This window comes from Amaricoccus macauensis (genome assembly GCF_049800915.1).
Lineage (GTDB): Bacteria > Pseudomonadota > Alphaproteobacteria > Rhodobacterales > Rhodobacteraceae > Amaricoccus > Amaricoccus macauensis_A.
On record NZ_JBNAFY010000001.1, the window covers coordinates 222,290 to 238,304 of the forward strand.

Below are 16,015 nucleotides of genomic sequence, written 5' to 3' on the forward strand. Positions count from 1 at the left end.
GGGGGATTTCATGTCAGTTCGCAGCGCAACTCTGATGACAACGGCCATCGCCGGACTTCTGGCGGGGCTTCCGGCTCTCGCACAGGACGTCAACGTCTATTCGTCGCGCCACTACGATTCCGACGATGCGCTCTACGAGGCCTTCACCGAGGCGACGGGCATCCAGGTGAACCGGCTCGAAGGTGAGGCGGACGAGCTCAACGCGCGGCTGCAGGCCGAGGGCGAACAGTCCCCGGCCGACATCCTGCTGACGGTGGATGCGGGCCGGATCTGGCGCGCGGATCAGCTGGGTCTGTTGCAGCCCATCGAATCCGAGGTTCTGGACGAGCGCATTCCCGAGCACCTGCGCGACCCGGAGGGTCACTGGTATGGCCTGTCCCAGCGCGCGCGGCTGATCTTCTACTCCATGGACCGGGTCTCGAACCCGCCGCAGACCTATGCCGATCTCGCCGATCCGGCTTACGAGGGGCAGGTGTGCATCCGGTCCTCCTCCAACATCTACAACCTCTCGCTGATGGGTTCGATCATCGCGCATGAGGGCGAGGAAGCAGCACAGGAATGGGCGGCAGGCGTGGTCGAGAACTTCGCGCGCGATCCCGAAGGCGGCGACACCGACCAGCTGCGCGGCATCGTTTCGGGGGCCTGCGACATCGCGGTCGCCAACAGCTACTATTTCGCCCGTGCGCTCGCGCAGGATGTCGAGGGCGTCACCGGCAGCACCGACAGCATCGGGATTGTCTTCCCGAACCAGGAAACCACCGGCACGCATGTGAACATCGCCGCAGCCGGTGTGGTGACCCATGCGAAGAACCGCGAGAACGCGATAGCCTTCCTCGAGTTCCTGACCACGCCGGAAGCCCAAGCGCATTTCGCCGATCAGAACAACGAGTTCCCGGCCGTGCCCGGTGTGCCGGTGGGCGAGGTCGCGGCGTCGCTCGGGGAATTCGAGCAGGATACGCTCAACCTCGACGAGCTTGGCAAGAACCAGGCCAAGGCGCAGGAAATCTTCAACGCGGTCGGCTGGCCCTAATACGTAAAGGCGCCCGGACCTGAGCGGTCCGGGCGCGTTCTGCCACGCATGTGGTCCTGCCTGACGCTGCCTCTCTGTGGGGTCGGGCCATCAGCCATTCCCGCAGCCTCTCGGGTTTCGGCAATCCGCCCGCGTGGACGAGCGTGCCATCGACCGAGACGCCGGGCGTGGATACGACACTGGCCATGGCGATGGATCTCGGGTCCAAGATTTTCTCCACATCGACTGCGATATTGATCCGGAACGGGCGCTGCGGTAGCTTTCCCGCTGGCCGGCGATGGCGTCGCCGCGCCCTTGTGTTGATTGTCCTGTACGCCCGGACGTTTTGGACGAGGGCATGACATGCAGTCCATCCAGGAACGCCCCCAGACTTTCATCTGCCACAACGGAGAGCGGGCACCACTGCCGTTCAGCTCGGCGGAATATGCCCGCAGGCTCGACGGCCTGCGCGCGATCATGACCGCGCAGGATCTGCCCGCGGTGCTGCTCACCTCGATGCACAACATCGCCTACTACTCGGGCTTTCTCTACTGCAGCTTTGGTCGGCCCTACGGGCTCGTGGTGACGCAGGAGAGCTGCACCGTGGTTTCGGCCAACATCGATGCCGGGCAGCCCTGGCGGCGCAGCCATTGCGACAACGTCATCTATACGGACTGGCAGCGCGGCAATTTCTGGCACGCGGTCGCCGGGCTTGCGGGCAAGGTGGGGCGGCTCGGGATCGAAGGCGATCACCTGACCCTGGCGGCTCGTGACGCGCTCGAGGCGGCGGTGTCACCCGAAACGCTAGTGGACGTGGCCCCGGCGACGATGGCGGCGCGCATGGTCAAGTCGGAGGAGGAGATCGCCCTGATCCGGGAAGGCGCGCGGATCGCGGATCTGGGCGGTGCAGCCATTCGCGAGGCGATCCGGGAGGGCACGCGCGAGATCGACGTGGCCATGGCCGGGCGCGATGCGATGGAGGCCGAGATTGCCCGCGCCCATCCCGACAGCGAGTTGCGCGACACCTGGGTCTGGTTCCAGTCCGGGCTGAACACCGATGGCGCACACAACCCGGTGACGACGCGCGCGTTGCAGATGGGCGACATCCTGAGCCTCAACGCCTTCCCGATGATCTCGGGCTACTACACGGCGCTGGAACGCACGCTCTTCCTCGGCGCGCCGGACGCGGCCTCGATGCGGCTCTGGAAGGCGAATGTGGCCGCCCACGAGATTGGTCTCTCATTGATCCGGCCGGGCATGAGCTGTTCCGCAATCTGCGCCGAGATCAACCGGTTCCTCGCGGACGAGGGTCTCCTGCAATACCGCTCCTTCGGCTACGGGCATTCCTTCGGCATGCTGAGCCACTACTACGGTCGCGAGGCGGGGCTGGAACTGCGCGAAGACATCGACACGGTGCTGGCGCCGGGGATGGTGGTCTCGATGGAACCGATGCTCTGGGTGCCGGAGGGCACGCCCGGCGCGGGTGGCTACCGTGAGCACGATATCCTCGTGGTGGGCGAGGCCGGTGCGGAGAACATCACCGGCTTCCCCTACGGCCCGGAGGCGAATGTCATCCGGGGGTGAGCGACCGGGCCCGGTTCAGGCTTCGAGCTTGCGCAAGGCCTCCACGTCGGCATCGGTCAGAATCCAGCCGTTGACCATGTGAAATCCCGGTGTCGCCTTCACGGGCGGCACACGGCCCGCAAACGGCAGGGGCAGGGACAGGGAGGCGGCGCTGGCCAGGAGAAGCTTGAAGACGGTGCGGCGTGTGGTTTTCATGTCTGCGTCCTTGTCCCTTGTTCAGCGAATGACCGAATCGTCCGAAACCGAGGCCAGATTGCCTCCGGCGAGTTCCTCGGACAGGTGGTCGCCAAGCCGGAGCGCGAGTTCGACGATGGTGTAGGTCGGGTTGCAGTGTCCGGCGGTCGCGAAGACACTGCTGCCGCCCATGAAGAGGTTGCCGACACCGTGGACCCGGCAGTTGGCATCCACCACGCCTTCCCGAGGATTTTCGCTCATCCGAGTGGTGCACATGTGGTGGTGCGCGCCGACCTGATGGCCGGGTGTTCCCATTTCAGGCGGCGTCGGGTCCTCGTCCATGAGCCAGTCCGCGACCTTGACCCGGCCGATATGCTCCTTGGCGAGGTATTCCCCCATCACCGTGACGCAGGCCCGGTAGGTCTGGAAATCGAGCGGGCTGTGACGCCAGTCGATGGCAAGCCGCTGGAGACCGAACCTGTCCTTCGTGTCCGAGAGCAGAACGCGGCTGTCCCGGTTCAGCGCCTGTTCGGCGATGCATCCGATCTCGCCCTTGTGGAATTCGTCGGTCTTGAGGGCGTCGAAATACCGCGCGATCCCGCCGACATCGCATTTGAACGGCCGACCCAGCACGCGCTCGGCCAGTTCGGTCATGAAGTCCGATGTGCAGGCGACGGACCGCATGGCCTCGGTCTTGAGGTGCAGCGCATGGGTGTTGAGCAGCGCGTTGAAATTGAGGCATCCGGCGCGCTGCATGAATTCGGGGGTCGGGGCAAAGCCGGTCTTGGGGGGCACACGGTCCTCGAACAGGACCTCGCCCACGAGATAGGTGGGGTGTTCGCAGAAATAGCGGCCCACGAGATCGTGCTGGTTGCCGATGCCCTTGGGAAACTGGCTGTTGGCGTTGAGAAGCGCACGCGGGTTTTCCAGCGCCCCAAGGCAGAGGCAGTAGGAGCGGGCGCGCACGGTGAAGCCCCCATCCTCGGGGGCATAGGACTTGAAGACGGTCCCGGCCACCGCCGTGCCGTTCCCGTTCATGCGGATGTCCACCAGGTTCGCGTTCACGACGAGCGTGATGCGGTCTGAGGCGTCGATTTCGTCCTGATATTTCCGGCCGATCATGGTCGGGGGATAGCTGAAGCGGAATCCGGGCAGGAAGAGGTCTTCCTCGGCGCCCTCGACGGTTTCGTCCGGGGTCGCCTCGGAGGGCGGAAGGTCGAGGATCGCCTCGGTTTCCGCGGCATAGGGGCTCAGATCCTCCCAGCCGATGGGCCAGCCGCTGAGCGGGTGATGGGGTTGGGCCCGGTAGTCATAGGGGTCGAGCGCGCGGCAGCGTCCGCCCCAGTGGTTCGAGGAGCCGCCCAGGAAGCGCAGGCGCGTGATGTCGGTCGGGTAATAGGGCAACCCGACGATATCGCCCTCGTAGAGCTCCTGGCTCTCCGCCGTGATGTCGAGCCCGCCGCCTTCCATGAGCGCGACACTGAAGCCGTGCGCTGCCAGCCTGCGGGCGAGACTCATGCCTGCCGGTCCTGTTCCGACGATGCAGGCGTCGAAGGTCCTGTCGAAGAATGCGCGATCCGCATTCTGTGCATCGAGGATCATCGTACTCGTCCTCCTGACATGTACATCCGCTCCATGCCCCGGTTTCTGCGTGTGAGGGGGGTGGAGCGGCACAACATCCGATGCCCGCAGTTCGGTCTGCGATTCACCGGCACGCGCGTTTCGAAAACAAACATGTGTCCATGCTGCGTAATTCTGCAGAATTCGTGGGTCATCTAAATATTACGGTCAAATTCCGTATCGCGAATACTATATCGGATTCTTCCATTCATAAAGACAAAAAATGATGAATACATAAAATTCGAAGCACCTTCCAGAATGCTCACGTCGGGCCGTCGCAGGTCCGCGATGGGACGGGGGTTGTCGATGTGTGGTTTTGTGCGGGTGTCCGGCCAATTCCGGAATCATCTCGCTCTGCGGATAATCCTATCAGGGTTCGGGGCTCGCGGAGAAGCGCTCATGACATTCGGCGAACGCAAATTCGCCCCTGTGACACAGAAGTCGCTTTATGAAGGTGGCATGACGCATTACTCAGGGGGGATGAGAACGAAACCTTCCGCCTTCGCTGTCCATCTGTTCACCGCAACGGGCGCCGCCCTAGCCCTCCTGGCCCTTGTCGCGGCCAGCGCCGGGGAGTGGCGGGCGATGTTTCTCTGGCTCGGGATCGGTCTGGTGGTCGACGGCATCGACGGGCCGCTTGCGCGGAAGTTCGACGTGAAGCGGAACGCCGCCAACTGGGACGGGACAATCCTCGACCTGGTGATCGACTATCTGACCTATGTCTTCATCCCGGCCTTCGCCCTGATCGGTTCCGGGCTGGTGCCCGGCATCTGGGCCATGCCCGCGGCGCTCTTCATGTGTCTGACCAGCGTGATCTACTACGCGGATACGCGGATGAAGGCCCAGGACAACAGCTTCGTCGGGTTTCCCGGCGTGTGGCACATGCCGCTTCTGGTGCTCTTCGTGACCTCGCCGCCCGGCTGGTTCATCGTCCTCTTCGTGCTGCTTCTGGGGTTGGGGCAGTTCACCGGGTTGAAATTCATCCATCCCGTGCGGACCCGGCGCTGGCGCCCGGCCAATCTCGCGGTGCTCATGCTCTGGTTCCTGCTCGCGGCCTTGAGCGTGTTCATGGATTTCAACGCGCCGCCCCTGCAGCACTGGCTGCTCGTGGCCACCAGTCTCTGGCTGCTCTTCGCGGGCATCCTCATGCAGATCATTCCGCCCGACGAGGTGAAAGAGGCTGACGAGGCTGGGGAGCCCCGGTTCAGCGATGCCTGAGCCCGTTTGGGCCGGTTTCGGATCGCGAATGCGTGACAATTCCTCAAACCCACTGGACCGGACGGGCGGATCCGGTTGATGTCACTGTCCGTGCGCGGGTGTCGCGCCCGGTTGGAGGCTCGGCGGGAGGGCGGAAGTGCAATGATTGGTCGGATCGCGCGCCTGGCGCTTGTTCTCGGCATTCTGATCCATGGGCAGGCGGCTCTGGCCCAGCAAGAGCAGGGTGCGCTCAGCCGCGCCGATCTCGTCGCCCGCGTGGCGGAGGGTCTCACCGCGGAGCCGGGGCAGCCGATCGCGGCGGGCGGTGTGCTCTACCGCTCCGATCCCGCGGCCCGGATCATCGCGGATCTGCCGGGCTGGCGGCCCGTCCTGCCCGCCACGCCCGAGCATTTCGGTGCGCGGGGCGACGGTAGTGACGACACGGATGCGCTCGCAGCGGCCTTCTCCACGGGCAGCGTGCGGCTGACATCGGGCCGGACATACGGGTTTCGCCGGCTCGACGTGCCGCCCGATACGGTCGTGAGCAACCCCGGCGCGGAGTTGCGCTATATCGGGAAACCGAAGGACAAGGTCATCCTGCACGTGGGGCGCGGCGCCCATTGGGACACGCTCATCTACCGTGCCGCGATCGAGACCCGGCGCCAGTCCCCCTCGATCCTGATCGAAGGCGGCGCGAGCATCGGCGTGCTCGACATCGCGGCCGACACCCAGCTTGACGCCAATGCCGTTCAGGTCGTGGGCGACGGGGTGGAGATTGGCCTCATGCGCAGCCGCAATTTCGGCCGGCCGCTCCTTGTCATGGACCCCGATGGCGGGATCGACGGGTTCCGGCTCGGCTGGCACGAGTTCGAGAGCATCGTGCGCGGCATCCGCCTCTTTGACGTGAGCAATTTCGAGATCGGCGGCGGGCGGCAATGGGGGCGCTCGCCACTTTCCCCGAACGAGGCGCCGGGGCGCAACAACCTGCTCCTCTCCGGCGTGCGACACGGGACCTTCGGGCCCCTCGATCTCGGTGATGCGGCCGAGCATGCGATCCGGTTCGGCGGTGGCGGCGACGGACAGGGGCTTGCCTCGGAGGATGTTACCTTCGCGCCGCTCACCATCCGGCGACAGTCGGCCTCGGCCATCAAGCTGAACCCGGGCGTGGAGGGACGGGTGCGCGACATCCACTTCGCGGATGTGACCATCATCGATCCGTTCTGGCAATCGGGGGAGAATGCGAAGGCCTCCCATCTCATCCGCATCAGCCATTCCGACCGGATCTCGATCGCGGGCGGCAGTGTCCGCCACGAAGCCCCCGATCCGGTGACGACCGAACCGGGCGTCGTCTTCGCCATCGCCGACAGCACCCAGGTGGATGTCGGGCCCTTCGTCGTCGCCTGTTGCGCGCGCGAGCTGGTCGCCTTTGTCGAGGACAATGACAGTCGCCGGGCCGGGTATCTCGGCGATATCCGCGACATCACCTTCGACGGCATCGATGACGCGCAGTCGCGGCCCCTGAGCCGCGCCCCGATCCGCTTCAAGACCTGCAACATCAAGGTGAAGGACATCCTCATCGACGGGCTCGACCTGCGCGATCTCGAAAACCAGAAGCTCGTCAAGCTTCCGGAATGCGATGTGGACATGGACGAGATCCGGGTGCGCGGTCAGATCGACGGCGTGAGCCGCGAAACCTTCGCCGGGATGCCCGAAGATATCGATATCGAGGCCGACCTGACGATGCCCGGCGGTCACCGGATGAAGGGCTCGCCCCGGGTGCTGCGGGATGCCCTGAGCGACTGAGGCCCGGAGGACTGGCGGGGGCGAGTCGGAGGACTGGCGGGGGCAAGGCGGCTCCCTCCGGCCAGGGTGCGACGTGTGATCCGTATGACAACGCCCGTAACCCTGGCGGGACATGCGTCTTGTCGGACGCGTGGAGCGAGTGCTACGGAAGGCGCGTCGCGGCAGGATCGCGGCTCTTCCTCTTGCTGACTGAAGGGTGCTCTGGATGGACAAGCCTCCCGTCGACTGTTCCGGGGATCTCTATATCGCCTGGATCAACTTTCAGCGTCGGGCCTTGTCGATGCAGCAGGTTCTGGGCTTCGAACTGCATTTCGTGCCGTCGCCCTTCGAGACCAAGTGGCTGAAGCCGCTGGGCTATGTCTGGCAGGCCCTGCGGACGTCCTGGCTCGTGCTCACGCGGCGCCCGAAGCGGGTCTGGGTGCAATCGCCGCCCACCTTCCTTCCGCATATCCTCGTGGTCCTGCGCCTTTTCAGGCGGTTCGGCATCGTGGCCGATACCCATCACGAGGCTCTGATCCCGCCCTGGGCGAAGGTTCCCGGCGCGCTTGGCGTTCTCAACCGGTGCAATACCGTGATGGTGCACAACAGCGAGTCGCTCGAAGAGGCCGCGCGGCTTGGCGTCGATCGCAAGCGTCTTCTCGTGGTGGAGGACCCGCCGCCCCCGAACATGCAGGGCGACGCCAATGTGGCGGAAGCTGCGCGGCCCTATGTGCTCGTACCGTGCTCCTTCAAGTCCGACGAACCGATCGAGGTGCTGCTCGAGGCAGCGCGCGCCCTTCCGGACGTGGAGTTCCGGGTGACGGGCAACCGGGCGCGGGCCGAGGCGCAGGGCTATACCGAGGGCGCGCCGGAGAACGTCAATTTCACCGGCTTCATCCCGCTGGAGGATTACGACGCGACGCTCAAGGGGGCCGCAGTCGTGCTGGGCCTGACCAGCGAGGAGGGCATCCAGCTCAGTGTCGCGAACGAGGCGCTCGGGGCCGGGCGCCCGCTTGTCCTTTCGGACACGCGGGTTCTGCGGGCGATGTTCGGATCGGCGGCTCTTCTGACACCCAATACTTCGCCGGGAATTTCTGCTACGCTGCGCGAGGCTCTCGACCGGCGCACTGAACTGGAGGAGCGCAGCCGCGCCCTCAGCGACCGGCGGCTGGCCGAATGGGTTGACGTGGTTCGTGTCATGGAAACGCAATAGAACCATGGCATGGACTGGCAACGGACGTTGCGCTGGTTGCCCGGAGTGAAGACTGATGAGCAAGAAATCCGCTGTGCCCAGCACGATGCGACGCTGGAAGGATGGCTGGGTCGAACTCGATCCATCCTCCGGGCTCTGGCGGCGAAATGCCTGGATCGACATGGTCTGCTTCGACGATGGCATATTCCGGCTGTTCTGGCGCAACCTGCATGAAGTGCATCCCGGTGTCTTTCGCAGCAATCAGCCCACACCCGGCCAGATCCGCGAGATCGTGGAGAAAGAGGGCATCCGGGCGATCCTGAACCTGCGCGGTCAGACGCTTTTCGGTTCCTATCTCCTGGAGCGGGAAACCTGCGATGCGCTCGGGGTCGAACTGATCAACGTCAAGACCCATTCGCGACAGCTTCCCAGCGTGGCCAAGCTGCGTCAGATCGACGAGATCTTCGCGACGATCCCGCAGCCGTTTCTCATGCATTGCAAATCGGGGGCCGATCGGGCGGGGCTGTCCTCGGCGCTTTACCTGCTCCTCCACACGGACATGCCGGTCGAGGCCGCGCAGGCGCAGCTTTCGGCGAAGTATCTTCATTTCCGGCGTTCCAAGACCGGGGTGCTGGACTTCATGATCGACAGCTATGCCGCGCGCGCGCACCGCGCGCCGATCAGCTTCCGCGACTGGCTCTTCTCGGAATACGATCCCGACGCGCTCATGGCGCACTTCCAGAGCGGTAGGGCCGCGGATTTCCTCGTGGACCGGGTGCTTCACCGGGAATAGGGGCCGAGGCGCCCCGCATGGCCCCGGAGCCTTGACGGCGGGGCCGCTGCGTCACATCTCGTGCGGGTCGACTAGAGTTATTCCGGAGACCCGCCTTGTCCGATGTCATGGATTTCCTTCTCTCGCGCCGGTCCCGCCCGGCGAAGCTCCTGAGCGGTCCCGCACCTGATCGCGCCACTCTCGAGCGTATCCTCGAGGCCGGCGGCCGGGTGCCCGATCACGGCAAGCTGGAGCCCTGGCGCTTCGTGGTTCTCGAAGGGGCGGCGCTCGCACGCGTTGCGACGGCGATCCGGGCGCGCGGCGCGGACACCGGGCAGGACGGCGAGAAGGCTGCAGCCGCCTTCGAGGGGGCACCGGTCGCGATCATCGTCGTCGGTGTGCCGAAGGAGAGCGAGAAGATCCCGGCGGACGAGCAGGTTCTTTCGGCCGGATGTGCGGCCTTCAACGTGCTTACGGCGGCGCTCGCGAGCGGTTGGGGCGCCAATTGGCTGACGGGCTGGATCGCGCGGGATCCGATGCTTCTGCGCGAGACTTTCGGCCTCGAGGGAGACGAGTGGATCGCGGGCTTCATCCATATCGGCACCTGCGAAACCGCCGTTCCGGAGCGGCCGCGCCCGGACATGGACGCCGTTACGCGCTGGGTCAGCGAATGAGCCCGATCGCGGATCTTGCCCGCGCGGTCGCGCAGATGGGCGACCGGCGCTTTCTCGGCGTGCTCTTCTGGTCGCTCTGCCTGACGGTTCTGGTGCTTGCCGGGGTGTTCTGGGGCGCGATGCTGCTTCTGGGTGCCTTTCTGCCCGAAACGGTGGTCTTGCCCTGGCTCGGTGAGGTGACCTTCATCGACAACATGGCATCCTGGGCGGCGGTGGGCGTGATGCTTGCGCTCTCGGTGGTGCTGATGGTGCCGGTGGCCGCGATCGTGGTCGGCTTCTTTCTCGACGGGATCGTGTCCGCGGTCGAGGCGCGCCACTATCCCCAACTCGCTCCGGTGTCCGGGCTCGGCATCAAGGAGCAGCTCTGGGATTCACTGGTGTTCTTCGGTGTGGTCGTGGGGGCCAACCTCGTGGCGCTGCTGATCTACCTTCTGGTCGCCCCGCTTGCGCCCTTCATCTTCTGGATCGTGAACGGCTTTCTACTTGGGCGGGAGTATTTCACGCTCGTTGCCGCGCGTCGCTCGGGCATGGAGGGCGCGAAGGAATTGCGGCGGCGCCATGGCGTGCGGATCTGGCTCCTGGGGATCTGCATGGCGATCCCGCTCAGCGTTCCGCTCTTGAACCTGATCGTGCCGATCCTGGGCGTGGCGATCTTCACGCACCAGTATCACAGGCTCACCGGCACCCGCGCCGTGCCCTGAAGCTTTCGTGCGGCTGCCGGCGTCTTTCTTCAGGAGGATGCCGAGCCAGCCGGCGGGGGCGGAAGTTCGGCCTTGTCCGAGGTGCAGGCCATCGCTGTGGATGTCAGGCCGAAGAGCGCAAGGACAGCCAGCGGGGCAATCATCTTCATCATCGATTCGCGTTCCTTCCCTGTTGTTCGGATGCCGATCCTACCACAGGCGCGTCGGAAGCCGGTTCGCTTTCTGGGGGATGTTGCTCCCTTGCGGATCTGCCATGCCAACCCGATGCTCAACCAATGGGCGAATGTGGTTTACGGGGCCGCCGCGCGGGCAAGATAGCCGATGGGGCGGCCATTCGCGCCGGGGGCTCGGGGCAGGGGCGCGATCTGCATGAAATATGCATGAAATATGCATGTTTTGTGCATGGCTCTCGGCGCTTTGGAGCGGAAACAAACCATGCGAAAGTCTTGAGGCAGATCATGTTCGACTTGGCGCGACTCTCGTAGGTATCGCCTGTCCACCCGAACATACTCGCATGAATGTTAGAAACATAAGCTCCAGGAGGAAAGCGTGGAAGATCTCATGAGGACCCCGACTACAAATGCCGCATTGACCACCTGGGTTGAGAAAATGGAACGCCTGTGCACGCCCGACAAGGTTGTCTGGTGCGATGGATCGCAGGAAGAATACGATGCAATCTGCCAGGAAATGGTGGATGCCGGGACATTCATCCGCCTCAACCCGGAGAAGCGCCCGAACAGCTATCTCGCCCGTTCCCACCCCTCCGATGTCGGCCGCGTCGAGGACCGCACCTTCATCTGCTCGGTGAACAAGGACGATGCCGGTCCCACCAACAACTGGGCGCCGCCCGCGGAGATGCGCGCGACCCTGAACGGGCTTTTCGAAGGCTGCATGGCCGGTCGGACGATGTATGTGATCCCGTTCTGCATGGGGCCGCTCGGCTCACCCATCTCCAAGATCGGCGTGCAGATCACCGACAGCCCCTATGTCGTGACCAACATGCGCATCATGACCCGGATGGGGCAGGCCGTGCTCGACGCACTGGGCACAGATGGCAGCTTCATTCCCTGCATGCATTCCGTCGGCGCGCCGCTCGCGCCGGGTCAGGCCGATGTGCCCTGGCCCTGCGAAAGCGATATCAAGAAGAAATACATCGTCCATTTCCCCGAGACCTATGAAATCTGGTCCTACGGATCGGGTTATGGCGGCAACGCGCTACTGGGCAAGAAGTGCCTCGCGCTGCGCATCGCCTCGGTGATGGCCCGCGACGAGGGCTGGCTCGCCGAGCACATGCTGATCATGGGGATCGAGTCGCCGGCGGGTGAAAAGACCTATCTCGGTGCGGCCTTCCCGAGCGCATGCGGCAAGACCAACCTCGCCATGCTCGTGCCGCCCAAGGGCTTCGACGGCTGGAAGGTAAGCACGGTCGGCGACGATATCGCCTGGATCAAGAGGGGGCCTGAGGGCGAGTTGCGCGCGATCAACCCCGAAGCCGGCTTCTTCGGCGTGGCACCGGGCACCAACGAGAAGTCGAACCCGATGGCGGTTGCGACCATCAAGAGTAACACGATCTACACCAACTGCGCGCTCACCGACGATGGCGATATCTGGTGGGAGGGCATGACGAAGGAGCCGCCGGCGCATCTGATCGACTGGAAGGGCGAGGACTGGACACCGGACTGCGGCCGCCCTGCTGCGCATCCGAACGCGCGCTTCACTGCGCCGGCCAGCCAGTGCCCCTCCATCGACCCAGAGTGGGAGAACCCTGCCGGTGTGCCGATCGCGGGCTTCGTCTTCGGGGGCCGGATGAGCAAGGAGATGCCCCTGGTCTACCAGTCCTTCAACTGGAGCCACGGCGTCTATCTTGCCGCCACCATGGGTTCGGAAGCCACGGCTGCGGCTATTGGCGTCTCGGCGATGCGGCGTGACCCCATGGCGATGCTGCCCTTCTGCGGCTACAACATGGCCGATTACTTCACCCATTGGCTGAACGTCGGTCGTCGTGTGTCCAATCCGCCCCGGATCTTCCGGGTGAACTGGTTCCGCAAGGACGACGAGGGCAACTTCATGTGGCCCGGTTTCGGCCAGAACATGCGGGTGCTGAAGTGGATCGTCGACCGGGTCCATGGTCGCGGCTATGCGGTGGAGAGCCCGATTGGCTGGATGCCGCGCCACGAGGACATCGAATGGGCCGGTCTCGATTTCTCGCCCGAGACCTTCTACCAGCTCATGGAGGTGGGCCGCGAGGCGGGTGCGAAGGAAGCCCACGCCCACGAGGAGCAGTTCGACAAGTTCTTTGACCGGCTGCCGAAGGAGTTCATCTTCGAACGCGAGCTTTTGCGCTCCCGACTCTGGCGCTCTCCCGATCACTGGGGTCTGGCGCATGAGGATGTGGTGCGCCCGGAAGCCAACTGAGGCCAAGGCATAAGCAATCCGGGGTGCGCGGGCGTGTGCCCCGGAATTTCCGTTTTGCCTGATTGAAGCAGGGCGGGCCTGATCTCAGCCGATCGAGGCCCGCTTCTTCGCAGTGGTGCGGTGGCGCAGGAAGAAGCGCACCATCTCGCGCGAGGCGTCCGGACCGGTGGGGTCGGTGAAGCTGCCGGCCGCATTCCCTCCGGACCATGCGTGCCCTGCGCCCTCGACAACCCAATGTTCCGCGAATGACCGCCCCCTGCCAATCCGGTGCGAGGTGCGCACATACGTTCGTCCGCCCGGTACATGGCCGGTCTTCTCGGTCTTGCGCAGGTCCGAATAGGGGTCGAGCGCGCGCATGGCTATGAAACGGCCGTTGCGGGGATTGACGACCCTGTCGGCGCTGCCGTGGAAACAGATCGTTGGCATGGGAACGATATGTCGCAGGCCCGGCGCGCCGTGCTGCATGGCGACCACGGCGGTGGCTTCGTCATGGGCGGCCCCCACCGGCAGGCCCGAGTGGGCACCGACGGCGGCAAAGATGTCGGGATAGGCATCGGCGACGATCAGTGCGGCTGACGCCCCGGCCGAGAGGCCCGCGATATAGACCCGCGACAGATCGGCCCCCTGCCTTGCAATGACATCGCGCACGAGGCTGGCAAGCAGCGCCGGTTCGCCGGCGCCGCGGGTCTGGTCGCTGCGCTTGTACCAGCTCCAGCAGCGGAACATCTGCGTCTTGCGCTCCTGCGCAGGGTAGAGCACCAGGAACCCGAACTCCTCGGCAAGCACGTTCATGCCGGTGCCGCGCGCGAAATCATCCGGCGACTGGCTGCATCCGTGCAGCATGACCACGAGGGGCAGCGCCCCTTCGGACTGTTTGGCCACTGCCGGGATGTAGAGCTTGAAGGCCCGCTCCCCGAATTCGCAGCGATGAAGGCCCGATCTGAACGATGCGCCGCGGGGCCTCGTCGTTCTCGCGCGTGCGGTGGAAGGGGGCTTCGGGGCGGGTTTGGGCCGGGGCGAGGCTGCCGGTCTGGCCTTGCCCTTGGGCGTGACCATCTTCGCGAGCGGCGTGGTCGTCTTTGCCGCCTTGCGCTTCGCCGGCGCCGTTGCGGGAAGCGTGCCCGTCAGCAGCTTGCCGAAAGCCGTCTTCGTGGCGCGCTGCATCCGTTTGCGGGCATTGGTGCGCGAACGTTTGAACGGGTCGTACATCTCATCTCTGTCCGAGGGCGGTAAGCAAGCGGGCAATCTGTCGGCCGTTTGGCGTCTCCATACGGACCCGGAATGGCTACATCCGGCCCCAGAAGTCGATATCCTGTGGCGTTATTCCACCCCAGATAATGATGCTGCCGATGATCGCCCAGAGGATCGTGGCGACGATCGTGACCCAGAGCATCTTCTTGCCGATCATCGGGTTGGTCGGCGCGGAAGACGGCGTGCCCGGCACGACATCGCCATCCTCATCCTGGGTGCGGATGCGGATCGGCAGCGCAACGAGTAGGCCGAGAAACCAGAGGACCGCGAAGAGGACGAGGGCGGCGGTGATGGTCATACCTGTTCGAGTTCCACAAGGGTTCCGGTGAAGTCCTTCGGATGCAGGAAGATCACCGGTTTGCCATGGGCGCCGATCTTGGGCTCGCCATTGCCGAGCACACGGGCGCCCTGCGCGCGGAGCTTGTCGGCGGCGGCGGTGATGTCCTCGACCTCGTAGCAGATGTGGTGAATGCCGCCTGCGGGGTTCTTTTCCAGAAAACCCTGGATCGGGGAGTTTTCGCCCAGCGGGTAGAGCAGTTCGATCTTGGTGTTGGGCAGCTCGATGAAAACCACCGTCACGCCGTGATCGGGTTCATCCTGGGGGGCGCCCACTTTTGCACCCAACGTATCGCGATACTGGGCGGAGGCGGCTTCGAGATCCGGCACGGCGATTGCAACGTGGTTCAGACGACCGATCATGGCTGCTTGTCTCCCTTGGCACTGTGCCGCCCTGCTATATTTGGCTGCGGGTCGGGGGGCAATGGCGCGCCCGTCGATCTTTCGTCTTGTCCATTGGTCCTGCTGTCGCGGGTGGATCGGGTCTGGTAGACTTGGTTCGACGCGCGGGGGACAGGAATTACCGCAAGGAAGAAGGACGTTCGAGCATGGCCGAAACGACACAACGCATGGCAACAGCCAACCGGACCATGCCCCGGGTGCCGCTTGCCCTTGTCGTGGACGATCACCCGCTGTTTTGCGAGGCGCTGTCGATGACGCTGAAATCGGCGCTTGAGGTCGATGACGTGGTGACGGCGGCGAGCCTTGCGAAGGGCATCGAGCGGATCGGGGAAGCCCCCGCGCCCGATATCGTGCTGCTCGATCTCAAGCTGCCTGACGTGGATGGTCTGGATGGCGTGATCCGTCTCAAGAAGGCCGCACAAGGCATTCCGGTGGTTGTGGTTTCTTCCCTGGCGGACAACAATGTGATTGCCTCCGTGCTAAAGGCCGGGGCCTCCGGTTTCATCCCGAAACACAGCCAGCGCGGCGTGTTTGTCGAGGCTTTTGACCGGATCTGGAAAGGGGATGTCTTCACTCCCGACGGCTACGTTGCCCCCGATACCGCCGAGGGCGGTCGCGCGGTGGACGAGGCCGCGGCTGTGGAGCGGCTTTCGACGCTGACGGATCAGCAGGCGCGCATTCTGGGGCTTGTCTGCGAGGGCAAGCTCAACAAGCAGATCGCCTATGAACTCGATATCGCCGAGACCACGGTCAAGGCGCATCTGACGGCGATCCTGCGCAAGCTCAACGTCCACAGCCGGACGCAGGCGGTTCTGATCGCCCAGAATGCCCGTTTTGCCTCGCTGATGCAGAAGCACGACGCGGTCTAGCGGTGGGGAAAGCGGCCCGTCCGATGCATGAGGGTTA

17 protein-coding genes are annotated in these 16,015 nt (G+C 64.6%); 10 read left to right on the forward strand and 7 right to left on the reverse strand.

Features of this window, described 5'->3' with window-relative positions; all coding sequences use genetic code 11:
- The first annotated feature begins 10 nt into the window (after positions 1–10).
- On the forward strand, positions 11–1,030 hold the full coding sequence (locus ACP15W_RS00910; RefSeq protein ID WP_424930947.1) for a Fe(3+) ABC transporter substrate-binding protein: 1,020 nt from the start codon (positions 11–13) through the stop codon (positions 1,028–1,030).
- On the opposite strand, the gene ACP15W_RS00915 is transcribed toward ACP15W_RS00910, so the two are convergent.
- The gene (locus ACP15W_RS00915) at positions 1,008–1,334 is read right to left on the reverse strand and encodes a thioredoxin family protein (protein WP_424931589.1); all 327 of its coding nucleotides are present in this window, start codon (positions 1,332–1,334) and stop codon (positions 1,008–1,010) included. The genes ACP15W_RS00910 and ACP15W_RS00915 overlap by 23 nt on opposite strands.
- A 38-nt stretch (positions 1,335–1,372) precedes the next feature.
- Here ACP15W_RS00915 and ACP15W_RS00920 point away from each other — a divergent pair, with 38 nt between their 5' ends.
- A complete protein-coding gene (locus tag ACP15W_RS00920; protein ID WP_424930948.1) occupies positions 1,373–2,593 on the forward strand; it encodes an aminopeptidase P family protein in 1,221 nt (406 codons plus the stop codon).
- Positions 2,594–2,608: 15 nt separating this feature from the next.
- Here ACP15W_RS00920 and ACP15W_RS00925 read toward each other — a convergent pair whose 3' ends face one another.
- Entirely contained in the window at positions 2,609–2,788 is a 180-nt protein-coding gene (locus tag ACP15W_RS00925; RefSeq protein WP_424930949.1) for a hypothetical protein, read from the reverse strand.
- Between the two features lie 21 nt (positions 2,789–2,809).
- Positions 2,810–4,369: a GMC oxidoreductase gene (locus tag ACP15W_RS00930; protein WP_424930950.1), complete on the reverse strand. Its 1,560-nt coding sequence runs from the start codon at positions 4,367–4,369 to the stop codon at positions 2,810–2,812.
- A 498-nt stretch (positions 4,370–4,867) separates the two neighbouring features.
- Here ACP15W_RS00930 and ACP15W_RS00935 point away from each other — a divergent pair, with 498 nt between their 5' ends.
- The 6 genes from ACP15W_RS00935 (at position 4,868) to ACP15W_RS00960 (ending at position 10,705) form a co-directional block, all read left to right on the forward strand.
- Positions 4,868–5,605 (forward strand): CDP-alcohol phosphatidyltransferase family protein, encoded by a 738-nt coding sequence (locus ACP15W_RS00935; RefSeq protein ID WP_424930951.1) that lies wholly within the window; start codon positions 4,868–4,870, stop codon positions 5,603–5,605.
- Positions 5,606–5,746: 141 nt separating this feature from the next.
- Positions 5,747–7,387 (forward strand): hypothetical protein, encoded by a 1,641-nt coding sequence (locus tag ACP15W_RS00940; protein ID WP_424930952.1) that lies wholly within the window; start codon positions 5,747–5,749, stop codon positions 7,385–7,387.
- A 205-nt stretch (positions 7,388–7,592) separates the two neighbouring features.
- Positions 7,593–8,579: a glycosyltransferase gene (locus ACP15W_RS00945; protein ID WP_424930953.1), complete on the forward strand. Its 987-nt coding sequence runs from the start codon at positions 7,593–7,595 to the stop codon at positions 8,577–8,579.
- A gap of 55 nt (positions 8,580–8,634) precedes the next feature.
- Entirely contained in the window at positions 8,635–9,351 is a 717-nt protein-coding gene (locus ACP15W_RS00950) for a tyrosine-protein phosphatase (protein ID WP_424930954.1), read from the forward strand.
- A 107-nt stretch (positions 9,352–9,458) separates the two neighbouring features.
- Positions 9,459–10,004 carry a nitroreductase family protein gene (locus ACP15W_RS00955; protein WP_424931590.1) on the forward strand — a complete coding sequence of 182 codons (546 nt, stop codon included), beginning with the start codon at positions 9,459–9,461 and terminating at the stop codon, positions 10,002–10,004.
- Positions 10,001–10,705, forward strand: coding sequence for an EI24 domain-containing protein (locus ACP15W_RS00960; protein WP_424930955.1), 705 nt, complete (start codon positions 10,001–10,003; stop codon positions 10,703–10,705). Before ACP15W_RS00955 ends, ACP15W_RS00960 begins: the two co-directional genes overlap by 4 nt.
- Positions 10,706–10,734: 29 nt before the next feature.
- Here the strand turns inward: ACP15W_RS00960 and ACP15W_RS00965 are convergent, their stop codons facing one another.
- The gene (locus ACP15W_RS00965; protein WP_424930956.1) at positions 10,735–10,857 is read right to left on the reverse strand and encodes a hypothetical protein; all 123 of its coding nucleotides are present in this window, start codon (positions 10,855–10,857) and stop codon (positions 10,735–10,737) included.
- 409 nt (positions 10,858–11,266) lie between these two features.
- Here ACP15W_RS00965 and ACP15W_RS00970 point away from each other — a divergent pair, with 409 nt between their 5' ends.
- Complete coding sequence (locus ACP15W_RS00970; protein ID WP_424930957.1) at positions 11,267–13,120, forward strand: phosphoenolpyruvate carboxykinase (GTP); 1,854 nt, start codon at positions 11,267–11,269, stop codon at positions 13,118–13,120.
- A gap of 84 nt (positions 13,121–13,204) precedes the next feature.
- Here the strand turns inward: ACP15W_RS00970 and ACP15W_RS00975 are convergent, their stop codons facing one another.
- From ACP15W_RS00975 to mce, 3 genes are all read right to left on the reverse strand, one after another.
- Positions 13,205–14,329 (reverse strand): alpha/beta hydrolase family esterase, encoded by a 1,125-nt coding sequence (locus ACP15W_RS00975; RefSeq protein WP_424930958.1) that lies wholly within the window; start codon positions 14,327–14,329, stop codon positions 13,205–13,207.
- A gap of 76 nt (positions 14,330–14,405) precedes the next feature.
- On the reverse strand, positions 14,406–14,669 hold the full coding sequence (locus ACP15W_RS00980) for a DUF1467 family protein (protein WP_424930959.1): 264 nt from the start codon (positions 14,667–14,669) through the stop codon (positions 14,406–14,408).
- Positions 14,666–15,070 (reverse strand): methylmalonyl-CoA epimerase, encoded by a 405-nt coding sequence (gene mce / locus ACP15W_RS00985; RefSeq protein WP_424930960.1) that lies wholly within the window; start codon positions 15,068–15,070, stop codon positions 14,666–14,668. The genes ACP15W_RS00980 and mce overlap by 4 nt, the downstream gene beginning before the upstream one ends.
- A gap of 185 nt (positions 15,071–15,255) precedes the next feature.
- Here mce and ACP15W_RS00990 point away from each other — a divergent pair, with 185 nt between their 5' ends.
- Entirely contained in the window at positions 15,256–15,978 is a 723-nt protein-coding gene (locus tag ACP15W_RS00990; RefSeq protein ID WP_424930961.1) for a response regulator, read from the forward strand.
- The last annotated feature ends 37 nt before the right edge of the window (positions 15,979–16,015 follow it).

Bases quoted from the DNA above. Each gene is read 5' to 3' on its own strand.
- ACP15W_RS00910 (WP_424930947.1), top strand. From the start codon at position 11: ATGTCAGTTCGCAGCGCAACTCTGATGACAACGGCCATCGCCGGACTT.
- ACP15W_RS00920 (WP_424930948.1), top strand. From the start codon at position 1,373: ATGCAGTCCATCCAGGAACGCCCCCAGACTTTCATCTGCCACAACGGA.
- ACP15W_RS00925 (WP_424930949.1), bottom strand. From the start codon at position 2,788: ATGAAAACCACACGCCGCACCGTCTTCAAGCTTCTCCTGGCCAGCGCC.
- ACP15W_RS00930 (WP_424930950.1), bottom strand. From the start codon at position 4,369: ATGATCCTCGATGCACAGAATGCGGATCGCGCATTCTTCGACAGGACC.
- ACP15W_RS00935 (WP_424930951.1), top strand. From the start codon at position 4,868: ATGAGAACGAAACCTTCCGCCTTCGCTGTCCATCTGTTCACCGCAACG.
- ACP15W_RS00940 (WP_424930952.1), top strand. From the start codon at position 5,747: ATGATTGGTCGGATCGCGCGCCTGGCGCTTGTTCTCGGCATTCTGATC.
- ACP15W_RS00945 (WP_424930953.1), top strand. From the start codon at position 7,593: ATGGACAAGCCTCCCGTCGACTGTTCCGGGGATCTCTATATCGCCTGG.
- ACP15W_RS00950 (WP_424930954.1), top strand. From the start codon at position 8,635: ATGAGCAAGAAATCCGCTGTGCCCAGCACGATGCGACGCTGGAAGGAT.
- ACP15W_RS00955 (WP_424931590.1), top strand. From the start codon at position 9,459: ATGGATTTCCTTCTCTCGCGCCGGTCCCGCCCGGCGAAGCTCCTGAGC.
- ACP15W_RS00960 (WP_424930955.1), top strand. From the start codon at position 10,001: ATGAGCCCGATCGCGGATCTTGCCCGCGCGGTCGCGCAGATGGGCGAC.
- ACP15W_RS00965 (WP_424930956.1), bottom strand. From the start codon at position 10,857: ATGATGAAGATGATTGCCCCGCTGGCTGTCCTTGCGCTCTTCGGCCTG.
- ACP15W_RS00970 (WP_424930957.1), top strand. From the start codon at position 11,267: ATGAGGACCCCGACTACAAATGCCGCATTGACCACCTGGGTTGAGAAA.
- ACP15W_RS00975 (WP_424930958.1), bottom strand. From the start codon at position 14,329: ATGTACGACCCGTTCAAACGTTCGCGCACCAATGCCCGCAAACGGATG.
- ACP15W_RS00980 (WP_424930959.1), bottom strand. From the start codon at position 14,669: ATGACCATCACCGCCGCCCTCGTCCTCTTCGCGGTCCTCTGGTTTCTC.
- mce (WP_424930960.1), bottom strand. From the start codon at position 15,070: ATGATCGGTCGTCTGAACCACGTTGCAATCGCCGTGCCGGATCTCGAA.
- ACP15W_RS00990 (WP_424930961.1), top strand. From the start codon at position 15,256: ATGGCCGAAACGACACAACGCATGGCAACAGCCAACCGGACCATGCCC.